Annotated in this window: 14 protein-coding genes; 3 read left to right on the top strand and 11 right to left on the bottom strand. The window is 45.3% G+C overall.

Annotated features, from left to right (window positions below):
* Positions 1-361: 361 nt before the first annotated feature.
* From ACEN2L_RS19030 to ACEN2L_RS18985, 10 genes are all read right to left on the bottom strand, one after another.
* Positions 362-1,750 (bottom strand): FAD-binding oxidoreductase, encoded by a 1,389-nt coding sequence (locus ACEN2L_RS19030; RefSeq protein ID WP_441745716.1) that lies wholly within the window; start codon positions 1,748-1,750, stop codon positions 362-364.
* Positions 1,751-1,803: 53 nt separating this feature from the next.
* Positions 1,804-2,709: a LysR family transcriptional regulator gene (locus ACEN2L_RS19025; protein ID WP_306023350.1), complete on the bottom strand. Its 906-nt coding sequence runs from the start codon at positions 2,707-2,709 to the stop codon at positions 1,804-1,806.
* A 92-nt stretch (positions 2,710-2,801) separates the two neighbouring features.
* Positions 2,802-4,241: an aldehyde dehydrogenase family protein gene (locus ACEN2L_RS19020; protein WP_306023349.1), complete on the bottom strand. Its 1,440-nt coding sequence runs from the start codon at positions 4,239-4,241 to the stop codon at positions 2,802-2,804.
* Position 4,242: 1 nt separating this feature from the next.
* Positions 4,243-5,460 (bottom strand): 3-(3-hydroxy-phenyl)propionate transporter MhpT, encoded by a 1,218-nt coding sequence (gene mhpT, locus ACEN2L_RS19015; protein ID WP_306023348.1) that lies wholly within the window; start codon positions 5,458-5,460, stop codon positions 4,243-4,245.
* Between the two features lie 45 nt (positions 5,461-5,505).
* Positions 5,506-6,309 (bottom strand): HpcH/HpaI aldolase/citrate lyase family protein, encoded by an 804-nt coding sequence (locus tag ACEN2L_RS19010; protein ID WP_306023347.1) that lies wholly within the window; start codon positions 6,307-6,309, stop codon positions 5,506-5,508.
* Between the two features lie 29 nt (positions 6,310-6,338).
* A complete protein-coding gene (gene hpaH / locus ACEN2L_RS19005; RefSeq protein ID WP_441745713.1) occupies positions 6,339-7,142 on the bottom strand; it encodes a 2-oxo-hept-4-ene-1,7-dioate hydratase in 804 nt (267 codons plus the stop codon).
* Between the two features lie 41 nt (positions 7,143-7,183).
* Entirely contained in the window at positions 7,184-8,131 is a 948-nt protein-coding gene (locus ACEN2L_RS19000; protein ID WP_306023345.1) for a fumarylacetoacetate hydrolase family protein, read from the bottom strand.
* A 3-nt stretch (positions 8,132-8,134) separates the two neighbouring features.
* On the bottom strand, positions 8,135-9,007 hold the full coding sequence (locus ACEN2L_RS18995) for a hypothetical protein (RefSeq protein ID WP_306023344.1): 873 nt from the start codon (positions 9,005-9,007) through the stop codon (positions 8,135-8,137).
* A 34-nt stretch (positions 9,008-9,041) separates the two neighbouring features.
* Positions 9,042-10,514: an aldehyde dehydrogenase family protein gene (locus ACEN2L_RS18990; protein WP_441745710.1), complete on the bottom strand. Its 1,473-nt coding sequence runs from the start codon at positions 10,512-10,514 to the stop codon at positions 9,042-9,044.
* 385 nt (positions 10,515-10,899) lie between these two features.
* The gene (locus ACEN2L_RS18985; protein ID WP_441745708.1) at positions 10,900-11,931 is read right to left on the bottom strand and encodes an AraC family transcriptional regulator; all 1,032 of its coding nucleotides are present in this window, start codon (positions 11,929-11,931) and stop codon (positions 10,900-10,902) included.
* Positions 11,932-12,014: 83 nt separating this feature from the next.
* On the opposite strand from ACEN2L_RS18985, the gene ACEN2L_RS18980 reads away from it, so the two are divergent.
* From ACEN2L_RS18980 to ACEN2L_RS18970, 3 genes are read left to right on the top strand one after another with little or no spacing between them, the layout of a single operon-like run.
* The gene (locus ACEN2L_RS18980; protein WP_441745706.1) at positions 12,015-12,215 is read left to right on the top strand and encodes a hypothetical protein; all 201 of its coding nucleotides are present in this window, start codon (positions 12,015-12,017) and stop codon (positions 12,213-12,215) included.
* Positions 12,190-12,315 carry a hypothetical protein gene (locus tag ACEN2L_RS18975; RefSeq protein WP_441745737.1) on the top strand — a complete coding sequence of 42 codons (126 nt, stop codon included), beginning with the start codon at positions 12,190-12,192 and terminating at the stop codon, positions 12,313-12,315. The genes ACEN2L_RS18980 and ACEN2L_RS18975 overlap by 26 nt, the downstream gene beginning before the upstream one ends.
* Positions 12,316-12,366: 51 nt before the next feature.
* On the top strand, positions 12,367-12,576 hold the full coding sequence (locus tag ACEN2L_RS18970) for a hypothetical protein (protein WP_441745705.1): 210 nt from the start codon (positions 12,367-12,369) through the stop codon (positions 12,574-12,576).
* A gap of 37 nt (positions 12,577-12,613) precedes the next feature.
* On the opposite strand, the gene ACEN2L_RS18965 is transcribed toward ACEN2L_RS18970, so the two are convergent.
* Entirely contained in the window at positions 12,614-13,366 is a 753-nt protein-coding gene (locus ACEN2L_RS18965; RefSeq protein WP_441745703.1) for a sulfite exporter TauE/SafE family protein, read from the bottom strand.
* Positions 13,367-13,488 lie beyond the last annotated feature (122 nt).

The following is a 13,488-nucleotide window of genomic DNA, read 5'->3' as shown; positions in this document are numbered from 1 at the left end:
AAAAGCTATTTCGCTCTATATCGCGCCTCATTATTTTGAAACAACTTAGTCGGCTTTAACTGCGCTGGACGTTTTTTTAATTCATAACCACATCTTATTCAGTAAAATGGCGTTTCTCTTAATCACGGTACAACTCCCTGTGTATGTTCAATTTTCTGCCTTTGAAAAAAAATAAATTTGTGGAAAGACGGAATACTGCTTAAATCGATAGGGTTAAATAGGGTAAGAAACGAGGTGTTCGGTCTTCGCTATGTCTAACGAAGCAAGTGACTTTGCGTGAATACAGCAGTTTTACTCTTTTTCTCAAGCACAAACAGCCCATTTAGGCTTATTGTAAAATCAGTGATTCTCTTAGCAACTCTTAGATATTTAATACCCGACCAACGTTAAGTATATTGTTGGGGTCCATCATGTTCTTCATGGCTTTCATTAACGCAATTTCACTGTCGCTGCGTGAATATTTCAAAAAGTCTTTTTTTACCACGCCTATACCATGTTCACCGGAAATTGATGCGCCCATCTTCCCTGCTATTTTTAATACCTCGTCTTCGATAGCATGCAGTTGTTCTGGGTGCGGATAACTAATGGTTAAGTGCAGGTTACCGTCTCCTAAATGCCCAAAAGCAAAATATCTGGCCTTTGGATACTTATCAGCCACCCGTTGTCTACTGGTATTCACAAAATCTTGCATGTCGCTAATGGGCATGCTGATATCAAACGCAATAAAGGGTTTTACACGACTAAGTAACTCGGCTATGGCTTCTCTGATAGCCCATATATCAGCGTTGTCTTGTAACGATTGGGCAATAATAACGTCTTCCACTAAACCCTGTTCTATGGCTTCACCTAGCAAGGTTTCGCTCATGGTTTGCAGCGCGGCCTTATCTTGGCCTTGAAACTCAACTAAGGCATAAATGGCATAATTAGCAGCAAAGGGTTTACGAGCAAGTTGCTGTATATCAATCACTGCGTCAAAGTAATCCGCCCACATGACTTCAAATGCCGAAAGATTTTGCGCGTTTTCTCGGCGCAATTTGCTCAGTAATAAGATGAGATTATCCAAACAGGTAGCAGCGCATAACACCACAACTGATTCGTCGCTGCGCGGAACGAGCTTAAGTACTAATTGAGTTATAATGCCAAGGCTGCCTTCTGAGCCAATAAACAGGTGTTTTAAATCGAATCCGGCATTATTTTTCATCATGCTATTCAGGCCACCCACAATATTGCCGTCAGGCAAGACTGCTTCAATCCCCAGCACTAAATCACGCATCATGCCAAATTTTATTACGCGATTACCGCCTGCATTGGTGGCTGCATTTCCACCAATGGTGCAGTTACCCCGAGCACTTAAATCAAGCGGAAAATCAAGGCCATACCCGAGTGCTTTGTTTTGTACTTGTTCTAGCGTTGCCCCTGCTTCTACGGTCATGGTCATGGCTTTTTCATCAACACTGACAATGTGATTCATGCGCTCCAAGCTCAGCACTACTTCATTACGCTGCGGTGTGGCGCCACCACATAATCCAGTTCGTCCGCCTTGAATAACGATATTGATGGCATGTTTATGACAGTACTGCATAAATTTTGCGACCTGAGCACTGTTGCGGGGTTTAACCACCGCCAAGGGCAATTGCGCTGGTACCGAACTCCAGTCTTTGCTGTAAGCCGTTAACATGTCTGGGTCAACGTTAAGCGCGTCATCCCCAAGTAAGGTTTGAAGGCGCTGAATATGGGAGGAATGCAACATCGGTAAATCCTATTAGGTGCGCATGTGCTTGCATCAATCGGTAGGTTTAAGGGCTAATTAAAGTGTTTAGTCGCAACAAATTGTTTAACAAAATCCGCAAAACCTTGCACCGGATCAGAAACCCACATGTCGCTTTGACTATAGAGTACGTAGTGTCTTGATAACGTCGGCTGGCTCAATGGCAACTTACGTAAGTGTTGATGGATACCCAGCTGATCAACAAATTCAGGCGTCATGGTTAAAGCGATATTTTGCGAGACTAAACCCAGTGCCGTGGTGACGCTCTCCACAATATCAGATACGTGAAAACGCTCACTTGGCTCTAGGGTATTTAATATACTAGCAAGACTTTGCTCGTGGTCTGAACCAGCCGCACATATCACATAAGGACGAAGTTCTGACCATTTCACCTCGGTTTTCGCAGATATTGGATGATCCGGATGACACCATAAAATCCAGCGACTTTGAAAAAGTTGGGTCACTGAAATACCCTGATTAACTTGTTGCTCGGGGCCAATAGCAATATCCGCAGAGCCGTTAATAATTTGATCTGACAAAGAAATAACCGCAGCGTCAACAATGTGTACACGAATATCAGGGTGGGTTATTCGGTAAGCCGCAATGATTTCAGGTAACAACGTAGCAGCTACCACTTGCGGGGCAGCCACCCTCACGATCCGAACGTTGTTGTCTTTTAGCTCAATAGCTGCGGCTTCAGCAACTTTCATTTGCTGCAATACCGATACTGCATAGGCTAAAAATTCTCGGCCACCAGTGGTGAGCGATACCTTACGGGTCGTGCGGTCAAACACCGCAAAACCTAAACGATCTTCTAGTTCAGCAATCAAGTTACTGATGGTAGACGAACTTAAATGCATATAATCGCCGGCTCGATTAAAGTTTTTTGCATCTGCTACAGCCACTAGCGCTTCTAACTGCCTTAAAGAAAATCGTGCCATATCACATCGCTACTCTATTCATATTATCCCCAAGAACACAAACTATACTCAATCCCCTTTTACTTATAAAGCGTGTCACTAAAGCGCTGATTTTACGAAGCAATATAAGCGGTTTTTACCGTGGTATAAAACTCAGCGGCATAGCGCCCCTGCTCTCTAGCACCATAACTCGAGCCTTTGCTACCTCCAAAGGGCACGTGGTAATCTACTCCAGCGGTTGGTGCATTGATCATGACCATACCACTTTTGGCATGACGCTTATAATGGTTTGCGTACTTCAGCGATGTAGTAACAATACCGCTTGAAAGACCAAATTTAGTCTCGTTTGCCATGGTAAGTGCCTCTTCATAGTCTGCCACTTTCAGCACACAGGCGACCGGTCCAAAAATCTCTTCTTTGGCAATGCGCATGTCTACCTTTGTTTCAGTGAAAAGAGCCGGCTGCAAGAAAAAACCCTGAGTCTTTCTTTGTAATACCTCACCACCAAAAGCCAGTTTAGCGCCCTCCTGCTGACCTAATTGAATATAGTGGCAATCTATGTCTAATTGATTTTTATCCACCACCGGTCCAATTAAGGTATCTGCCGCCAAGGCATGGCCGACTTGTAGTTTACGCATTTTTGCCATTACCGCGTCGACAAAACGGTCATGAATACCACTTGTAACGATAAACCGTGATGAAGCGGTACAGCGCTGTCCAGTTGCATAAAAGGCGCCATTTACTGCCACTTCTGCGGCTATTTCTAGATCCGCATCATCCAGCACAACTAAGGGGTTTTTTCCGCCCATTTCCAGTTGCACTTTAGCCATGCGCCCCACTACTTTAGCGGCAATATTACGTCCTGTATTCTCCGAGCCAGTAAAACTAATCGCAGCAACATCAGGATGATTGACCAGGGTTTCACCCACCACAGAGCCACGCCCAGTCACTAGGTTAAAAACACCCGCTGGTGCGCCTGCGCGATGAATAATATCGGCTAAAGCCCATGCAGAGCCAGGTACAAGTTCTGCAGGTTTAAATACCACCGTATTACCATATGCTAACGCCGGTGCTATTTTCCAAGCCGGAATAGCAATAGGAAAATTCCACGGCGTGATCAAGCCCACAACGCCAATAGGTTCTCGGGTAATTTCGATTTCTATGCCTGGTCTGATGGACGCTAGTTTGTCGCCAGTTAGACGCACACATTCTCCAGCAAAAAACTTAAAAATTTGCCCAGCTCGCGTTACCTCACCTAAGGCTTCGGCTTTGGTTTTGCCTTCCTCAAGGGCTAGTAGCGTCGATAGTTCGTCTTTACGCGCTAAAATCTCGGTGCCAACAGTATCGAGCAGATCAAAACGTTGTTGAATAGAGCTCACAGACCACGATTTAAATGCGGTTTTAGCCGCGTCAATGGCATGTAGCGTTAGATTTTCATCGGCCTGTGCATATTCGCCAATCACATCACTGGTATCGGATGGATTAATATTGGCGCTTACTGCTTTACCAGCAACCCACTCGCCGTTGATAAGTAGCTTAAATTGTTGCTGCATATTATTCCTCACTCTCAGATTTGGGGCAGAAAAAGAGCAACTGAATCGCGCCGCCAGCGACTAACACAAGAGGTAAGATATAAAGAAGTACCTGAGAAGGACTTACATCGGCGCTTAATAACACACCGGCCATGAGAGGCCCAATGATGGCGCCCATACGACCTACTGCAACAGCCGAGCCGACACCGGTGCCACGAAAACGTGTGGGGTAGTACGCCCCCGCTTGCCCGTATAGCAAAAACACTAAACCGTTGGCAAAAATCCCCACCACCAAACCGGCTAAAATAGCATAGGCCATGTTGTGTTCAAGTCCAGCAAGACTAATGAGTGCAAGTGCAATGGCTACGGTAACAAAGGCAAATATCCAGCGGGGGCTGTAGCGAGTAATTAAATAGCCAAGTAATAGTGCGCCAGTTGAACCACCCACATTAAATACCATTTGTACTTTGCTCGCTTGGGCACTACTGAAACCTTTACCCACTAATAATAGCGGTAGCCAGTTAAGTAATAAATATAACACCGCCACTGAACATAAAAAGCCCAGCCAAATATACAGTGTGGGCATGGCTCTTTTTTCACCAAACAGGGCATTGCTGACGCTAATACTGGGCGCATTGTCAGTATTATTTCGAGCTTGTTGAGCATCGGTAAATACCTTTGATTCTTGTAAATACTTAACCAAAACAGGGACCAACAATAAAGGAGCAAGGCCACCGACATAAAAGATGTTACGCCACTCATCTGACGCTAAAGCAATAAAGGTAGCAATAAAACCGCCTATAGGTGTGGCGCAATACATCATGGTCACCACCCCTGCTCGACGTTTAGGATCAACTGCTTCGGCGGCAATGGCGATGATCATTGGTAAAGCACCACCCATGCCTAAGCCGGTACCAAAACGAATAGCGATGAGTGAATTTGGATCCCAGGCAAAAGGCGTGAGTACCGACAACGTTCCAAAGGCGACTACTGACCAAATAAGCACCCATTTTCTACCAATATAGTCAGACACCATGCCGCCAAACAGCGCACCAATGAGTAATCCCACTGAACTTGCACTGGCAATTAAGCCCATTTCGTTGGAGTCTATTGCTAATTCTGCCACTATTTTTGGCGCTGCAACGCCCATTGATTGCAAATCCAAGCCTTCAAAGATGGTGGTAACAAAACACAAAGCCAGTGTTAACCAGTTGGTTTTTTGTTGAATACTATTTTCCATAACTACGCCTTTTCGGTCGATTATCTGTACCTATCACCCGCAAAACTAATATGCGGATGGGGATGTGGTTTGAGTAGATGACTTGCCTTTGAATGTTGCACACAAATGTTTGGCAGCATTGACCAATAAGGTCGTATCCACTCCCACCGCAACAAATAAAGCTCCGTTTGCTAAATACGCTTGTGCGACTGCAGGGTCAGTCGCTAATACTCCAGCAGCCTTGCCGGTTTTTCTCACTAATTGAATGCCTTCAATGATGGCATCTACAACTTGTTTGTCGTTTTGTTTCCCCAGCAAACCCATTGAAGCCGATAAGTCAGCCGGACCAAAAAATACGCCGTCTACTCCCTCTACCGCGGCAATGGCGTTTAAATTTTGTAAGGCAGTGACAGATTCAACTTGCACAATGACACAAATCTCCTGTTGGCATTGCTCGAGGTAGTCATCAACTTGATTCCAACGAGACGCACGGGCTAAACCGGCCCCTACTCCCCTTATTCCCTGAGGAGGATAACGGGTTGCCGCCACAATTTGTTTAGCTTGTTCTGCGTCCTCAACCATGGGGACCAACAAGGTTTGCACCCCCAAATCGAGGTATTGTTTGATAAGCGCGGTATCACCGATTGGTGGTCTGACTATGGCTTGAATAGGATAAGCCGCAACGGCTTGCAGTTGCGTTAGTACACTGCGGGTGTCATTGGGTGCATGCTCGCTGTCTATGAGGAGCCAATCAAATTCTGTATTGGCAATTAGCTCAACGCTATAAGCGCTCGCCAAAGCAGCCCATACACCGATTTGTTGCTGGCCTGCTTTAATTTGCTGTTTAAAACTATTTTTCGGTAGCTTCATTTCATTGTTCTTATTTTATATTGCCACGCTCAAATAAAGCGACAAGACACATTGCCCAATGCACCGTAATCCACCACAAAGGTATCACCCGCTTGGGCGGCCACGGGCCGCGTAAATGAACCACTGAGTACCACATCCCCCACATTTAATTGCTCATTATAAGGCGCTATTTTATTGGCTAACCATGCAACCCCTATGGCAGGATGATTTAATACACCTGCCGCTAAGCCCGTTTCTTCGATAACCGCATTTTTGTACATCATGGCTCCTACCCAGCGCAGATCTACCGCATCGGGTTTGACCGGCTGACCGCCCATCACAATACCTGCATTGGCGGCAAAATCTGAGATAGTATCAAATACCTTACGCGGCGCCTTGGTGTCGCGGTCAAGCTGCTCAATACGAGCGTCAATAATTTCTAATGCGGGGATCACATATTCTGTGGCTCTTAGCACATCAAATAGTGTCACATTTGGGCCCTTAAGGGGGCTTTTTAAAATAAACGCTAGTTCGACTTCAATGCGAGGCAAAATAAACTGCGAAATATCAATATCGGTGCCTGAATCAAAAAACATGTCATCCATTAGTGGGGCGTAATCTGGCTCGGTGATCTGTGCTGACAGCTGCATAGCTCTTGACGTTAACCCAATTTTACGCCCTTTCACTACGCGGCCATCAGCGATTTCAAGTTTGACCCATTCACGTTGAATGGCGTACCCATCCTCAATAGTCATCTGTGGGTAGCGCTTGGATATGTGGCGCACTTGTGTGCGGTTTTTTCGCGCTGAATAGAGCTCTTGGGCCAATTCACTAATAACATCGTGCGACAACATGCTTAATTCTCCCTTACTTATTTGTGAGCGTACTTAAACCGCTATTTTTTGCTTTTCGCTACTTTTAAAGCGTGAGGAAAGCGTGGCTCGACATTTTCATCAAAACCTAAGGCAACCCGTCTTACTTCATCGCTGTCTGTGGGTTGATGACCACAATCAAGGGCGGATGCCCGTGGTGCGGGAATCGCTTTTACCGTACCTTTTATACGGCCAATATTGGTAATTTCACACTCAACAACATCACCAGGATCCACCGAACGAGAATGACAAGGCGTACCCATCAAAATAACGTCTCCAGCATTGAGGGTAATATGGCGCGCAATATCAGCAATGGCGTAATGTGGGCCCCAAATGGTTTCATCGCCTACATGGGCTTGTTGCACGACTTCGCCATTAACGTAAGTTGTCAGGGTTTGGTCAAATAAATTAACGCCGCGCACAATGCCGGGGCCAATGGGTAATAAGGTATCTGCACCTTTCACTCGTAACATTGAACCTTGGTCGGTATCACGGAAATTTTGCAACCCCATATCTAAAGCCGGGCAGAATCCTTCTATATAGTCCCAGGCTTCGTCAGGTAGTACATTGCGACAGGTTTTACTGATTACTACCGCGTACTCACCTTCATAATTGAGATACTGGCAATCATCTGGCTTGAGAATTTCTCCATTGTGGCCATTAAGTGCCGTCGGAGGTTTGGTGAAATATGTTGGATAAGCGGTTGGTTTTGGACGCTTGCGGGTCTCCATACTTCTTGAGGTGTAAGAGATATGAATAGCGATAATTTTACTTGGCGCAACAGGCGGTAAGTAAACGAGGTGTTCCGTTTCAAGCACTCGACCATCATCTAATCTGAGTTTACCCTGTTCATTACCACTTTCAATTATGGTGCCCCAATAGGCACTGCCACCGATTAATACCCGTCTTCTTTCAATGCGTGGGCCAATCATCACTTGTGGTGTATTTTTTAATGGAAATTCAAAATTCATTGCTTATTCCTTAACATCAAACCATATTTGCACATTACCGGTGCCTCGCGCGTTTTCGTAGTCAGACATAACCGTTCCCTTAGCCTTGCAGTTTACGCCACCTAGGGCGCCTAGCATTTGTAAGTAATGACCGCCAAACGCCTCCCAGTTACGTTGTTTATATTCGCTTTCCCAGTTGTTAATGATTTGTTCATGATTGCCTTGTTCCATCAACGCAATAGCCACCTTGTCACTGGCCACGTTTTCAGGGCTGGAGACATTGGACTCATGATAAATCCGCGGATTGACCGGCTCCCAATCAATATTGTTAAAACGATGACTCAAGGCTCCTGAGGCAATTAACACCACTTTGGCATCACTGTTTTTGATACCTTGAGCGATGGTTTCGCCGGCTGGCAAGAACTGATCCCAACGACAATTTTGGCAACAGCTAGCAGACACTACTTTGATACCTAAACGCTCTAGATGCAGCTGCTTGATAATATTAATGGTGGCGTATTCTTTGTGCATACCATCATTAGCGGTAGATCGCACTCTCACCCCCATTTCCAAACCCGCATCATTGATGTGATTGGCAAGCTCTGGGTTACCGTTAAAGTCGTAGTCCACACCAAATAAATACCATGGCATTTCAGAGCTCACGTAGTTGCCCTTAATGCGCCCTCGGCCATCGACTAAATGAAAGCCCGTGGTAAACCAATGACTATCAAAAATAATTACGGTATCGGGCTTTAATGCTTCAATTTTTTTACGCACTTTGGCATAACCCGCAATCAGATCGGAGTCTGTTCCTGCGCCCATTAACTTGCGCATTTCTTCGTTTTGCATCAGCCCAGGGTGATGAGATAGCAATGCGGCTCCAACTATTTGTCCCATAAAATGATTCCTTATACTTATTTTAAAACGCCAATTAGCGTTGACTAAAACTGGCTCTAAATGGTTTTTTGGGCACCACTACATCTTTGATGTCGCAAAAAAATTCGAAGCTCCAGTTGCCCCCTTCGCGGCCTATACCCGAGCGTTTGATGCCACCAAAAGGCGCTTCTAAATCACGAATTCCAAAACTGTTCACCCAGATAAACCCGGTTCTGACACGTTTGGCAATCTCAGTCGCATGTTGTTGTTCGCCGTAACACACACCACCAAGCCCATAGTCAGTGCCATTCGCCATGGCAATGAGCTCGTCGTCATGGCTAAAGGTTTGTAAGGTCAACACCGGACCAAACACTTCGTTTTGTACAATTTCGTCATCTTGTTTAACGTTGGTCAGTAAGGTGGGTTTAAAATACAGTTCGCCAAAAGGGTGTTTTTCTGCGCCCCACAACACGACTGCTCCGGCCGCTTTGGCGCGCTCAATAAATCCAGCGACACGCTCAACTTGACGCTGATGAATAATAGGCCCCACTTCTGTAGCTGGATCTCGCGGGTCGCCCACGTTTAAGGCCTCGACATAGGCGCGCATCGCCTCAACAAATTCATCTTTAATGGATTCATGCACCAGTAAACGCGTGCCGGCCAAACACACTTGTCCGGCGTTTCGATACATCAATGCGGCAGTAGCGGCGGCGTTATCGATATCCGCCGTGGCTAATACAATAAAAGGGCTTTTGCCGCCTAACTCTAAGCTGCACGGCACTAAATTTTGCGCGGCAGATTGCGCGATAAGTTTTGCGGTAGGCACCGATCCGGTAAAGGACACGCGCGCAATTCGTGGGTCGGCAACCAGGCCAGCACCTGACTCAAGACCCGTGCCCTGCACAACATTAAAAACACCTGGCGGTATACCGGCAGCCTGCGCAGCATCGGCTAACAATGAACTGGTGCACGGCGCCCATTCTGGCGCTTTTAATATACACGTATTGCCTGACGCCAGCGCTGGACCAAGTTTCCATGTAGATAACATCAACGGCGCATTCCAAGGGGTGATGATAACGACTACCCCAGCAGGATCATGACGAACTAAGTGTTCAGCTTGCTTGGTATCAATGCTGTGATTTTGCAAACGTAGGGCATGTTCTGCAAAGTGGCGAATATTAAGTTGCGCTCGGCCCACAACGCCATGTTGCATACGAGAAAACAATACCCCTGCATCGGTACTTTCTGTCAAAGCAAACTCATCAGCACGTTTGCCAATTTCATCAGCAAACTTGTCTAAGTAAACTTTACGCTCGGCGGCGCTTAAGGCAGCCCACGCAGGAAATGCACGCTCAGCAGCTTCGATAGCTTGATTAATTATGCTAGGACTGCCATTAGCAACCTGGCCGAGTACTTGACCATCGATGGGAGAAAACACCTCTAGATAATGCTCTGCTGCGACCCGTTGACCGCCGATGTAATGATCCGATGAAATAGTTATCTCATTAATCTTGATAAACTTACTCATTAATCAAATTCCTTGAATTATCTGTTGTATGAAGGCAAAAAAATGAATTAAACAAATCAATGCTTTATTTGTAAGTCAACTGAACGCTTAACAAGTAAATGCGATTTTGTTTACATTATTTAAACAGATGTTCAGCCATAATAGCGCCAACAACAAACGTTATTTACCAAACAATTGATTTGCAAAAATGGACAATTAGGCTGAGTAAACAAAAATTAAGCTTAATATCTAGACTGTTTCAATCAAGAAAGGCAGCCTCAATACTTAGGATTAACAAGATAGTTAGGAGGATGAGGTGGAAAAGTTAAATGAATCAGTTCAGACCTCAGGTAAAAATGCGACCGACCAGTGACACCAAGAATGGCATGATAGATTTAGTGGTCCATTAAGACGTAAGCTCTCGATTAAAATTATCTCGGTATTGACGTGGTGAAAGGCCCGTCCAACCTCTGAATGCACGAGTAAACACGGCAGGATCGGAAAACCCGACTTTTTCTGCCACCTCTTTAACAGGCAACGAGTATAAGGTTAATAAATTAATGGCTTTATCACGGCGCACTACATCTTTGATTTGTTGAAAAGACGACCCTTCATCTTTTAAGCGCCGCATGACCGTACGACTCGTCATGTACAGGATGGCTGCAATATCATCTATCGAATTATTACCTTCAGTGATATTACTTTTAAGGATACGTTTTACTTCAGCTGACACGCTATAATCCGCTTTGTACTGGCGAAATAACTCAAGTGGACAATTGTGCATAAACGACTTAAGCGACGCTTCATTTTGTTTTACGGGGCGTGATAAATACGCGCTAGGAAACACCAAGCTGAGTGAGTCACAGTTAAATTTATGGACCCCCGGAAACAGATAGCTGTACTCTCGGGCGTGCGGTGGATTGGGATAATTAAAACGCGTTTCGATTAAAGGCAACGAGTCAACAATCAGCCAAGACGCATAACGATGCCACGCTAATAAGCACATCTCAGCAAACAAATGTCCATGATCGTCTTGCGGTTTAACCTGATTGAATGACATCAAGGTCACATCAGGACCGACTTTTAATTCAATAAATGAAAAACGGGTGACTAAATTATAAAACCTCGCACCTAACTCAAGGGCTTTTTGCAAGGTAGGTTGATTAACCGTTAATTTACCCATCATATAATAGGTGCCTAGTTCAAGTCTGACGGGCAATACCCCCATACTTTCTTCTTTTGCTGCATCCCAGCAGGCTTTTTGAAAAGCCGACAGATCTTCAGTTCTAACACGTACATCAGGCTTGTCTATCACGTCTTGCAGAATATTGGCCGACGCGAGTAAGTTATCAGCGTCAAGGCCAATTTTGCGCGCTCGATGATACAAGGCACTAATATAGTGGTTAGACGCTGAGCCATATTCACCTTTGTTTTGCATCTGTTCTTCCTGTAAGCACCGTTGGTTATTTCATTGTATAAAAGCATGTCTTGCGATGATTTAACACCACAAGCTCATATTTTATGAACCTTACATATGCAGGCCATTGCTCATTGCAAGTTGCCGAATCACTCATCAGACAAAACTTCGATATGACAAGTTTTAAAGATGAAAGTCGACCATGTTTGCATCGTGCCCATGAACCTAATGATGCGTCACTTAGCAAGTTGGCCATGCAAGTTACTGGCGTTGCGCTAAATACGGTCCCCTCTAGCAAGTGCTAAACGATGTGTTGCCTTACCCAAGGCACTGCGTAAGGCAGTGAAAAGTTACCCTGAAAACAGAAGAGGAGTTATTCTTGGCACAGGCAGTTTATCTCATTGATTACAAGGCGAATGAGCGAACCTGATAAACCCCGGTTTTGCTTTGCAGCGTATGGATGACATTATTAATGACCCAGAAAAACTGTGTGAATTGAGTAATCCCCCGATCATGAAAAAAGGCGTCACCGAAGCTATTAAAGTGATTACGTGGCTGGTGATGCCCGGTGCGCTTGGCCCAAACGTAAATTCACGGCATAAACACTATCATGCACCCCTATCACATACAGGGTGCGAGCGTGCTATTACTCGTGGTTACTCATGACTAGTCAGATGTTACGTTAAAAACCTGGCTTGGGTGTTTAAAGGCTGGCTATAAATTGCCAGCCTAATTGTATTGATAAAACAGTCAATATCACTTTAAAAATAAAACTGAATTTTTGCTCAGGTAGCTTCTTCAGCAAGCGCAGACCCAACCACGTGCCGAGGGTTCCGCTGAGGATCATGGCAATCACCAGAGGCAACCATTGCCAAAAAGAAAAACCAACTACGGTATACACAATGGCCTTCACACTATGTTGAAAGGTTAAACAGCTTGAAAATGACGCGGTAAAACGTAATTTGTCATAGCCCTTGGAGAAAAGAAAACTGCCCACTAATGGTCCGCTGGCTCCCACAAACATTGATAGAAATGTCGTGAATAAACCATATATTCCATCAACCAGATGTGAGCTTGGCGCAGTGGATGGGGGCTTGAGCCACAGTATATAGAGCACAAATATTGCGATAAAAACCTTCATCATTTCAAGCGGTATCAGCATCACTAAATGTGATGACAACAGCGCCCCAAAGCTACCGCCCAACGAAAAATACAGCAATAACTTGTAATCAATATGGCGAAAAGTCATCACCGCTCTGTTGGCATTAGAGCCTAATTGCACTAGTCCATGCACCGGTATCACCACGGCCATGGGTAAGATAGAGGCCATTACGACCAATAATAACAAGCCCCCGCCAGCCCCAAAAGCCGCGGTTATTAAGGAAGTAAAACCCGCTAGAATGATCAAGCCCGCGGCCACCGCGGGCCCTAACATATCGTTGCTTAAAAACTCCATAGAATCAGCGCGCACCCTCTCAATAAAAAAGGTTAATGCCGTATTGTCTGTTCAAAAACAATTCAACATTAACCACGTTTAGCTTGTTGAAGCCTGCGCCCCACCTGCTTTGGCGGGCAATA

Origin of the sequence: Flavobacterium sp. W21_SRS_FM6 (genome assembly GCF_052119645.1) — a bacterium.
Classification (GTDB): Bacteria; Pseudomonadota; Gammaproteobacteria; order Enterobacterales; family Alteromonadaceae; genus Paraglaciecola.
The sequence above is the reverse complement of the archived record's forward strand: the minus strand, read 5'-3'. Positions and strand labels throughout refer to the sequence as shown.

Bases quoted from the DNA above. Each gene is read 5' to 3' on its own strand.
- ACEN2L_RS18995 (WP_306023344.1), bottom strand. From the start codon at position 9,007: ATGGGACAAATAGTTGGAGCCGCATTGCTATCTCATCACCCTGGGCTG.
- ACEN2L_RS18965 (WP_441745703.1), bottom strand. From the start codon at position 13,366: ATGGAGTTTTTAAGCAACGATATGTTAGGGCCCGCGGTGGCCGCGGGC.
- ACEN2L_RS19030 (WP_441745716.1), bottom strand. From the start codon at position 1,750: ATGTTGCATTCCTCCCATATTCAGCGCCTTCAAACCTTACTTGGGGAT.
- ACEN2L_RS18980 (WP_441745706.1), top strand. From the start codon at position 12,015: ATGAACCTTACATATGCAGGCCATTGCTCATTGCAAGTTGCCGAATCA.
- mhpT (WP_306023348.1), bottom strand. From the start codon at position 5,460: ATGGAAAATAGTATTCAACAAAAAACCAACTGGTTAACACTGGCTTTG.
- ACEN2L_RS19010 (WP_306023347.1), bottom strand. From the start codon at position 6,309: ATGAAGCTACCGAAAAATAGTTTTAAACAGCAAATTAAAGCAGGCCAG.
- hpaH (WP_441745713.1), bottom strand. From the start codon at position 7,142: ATGTTGTCGCACGATGTTATTAGTGAATTGGCCCAAGAGCTCTATTCA.
- ACEN2L_RS19020 (WP_306023349.1), bottom strand. From the start codon at position 4,241: ATGCAGCAACAATTTAAGCTACTTATCAACGGCGAGTGGGTTGCTGGT.
- ACEN2L_RS19000 (WP_306023345.1), bottom strand. From the start codon at position 8,131: ATGAATTTTGAATTTCCATTAAAAAATACACCACAAGTGATGATTGGC.
- ACEN2L_RS18985 (WP_441745708.1), bottom strand. From the start codon at position 11,931: ATGCAAAACAAAGGTGAATATGGCTCAGCGTCTAACCACTATATTAGT.
- ACEN2L_RS18970 (WP_441745705.1), top strand. From the start codon at position 12,367: ATGGATGACATTATTAATGACCCAGAAAAACTGTGTGAATTGAGTAAT.
- ACEN2L_RS19025 (WP_306023350.1), bottom strand. From the start codon at position 2,709: ATGGCACGATTTTCTTTAAGGCAGTTAGAAGCGCTAGTGGCTGTAGCA.
- ACEN2L_RS18990 (WP_441745710.1), bottom strand. From the start codon at position 10,514: ATGAGTAAGTTTATCAAGATTAATGAGATAACTATTTCATCGGATCAT.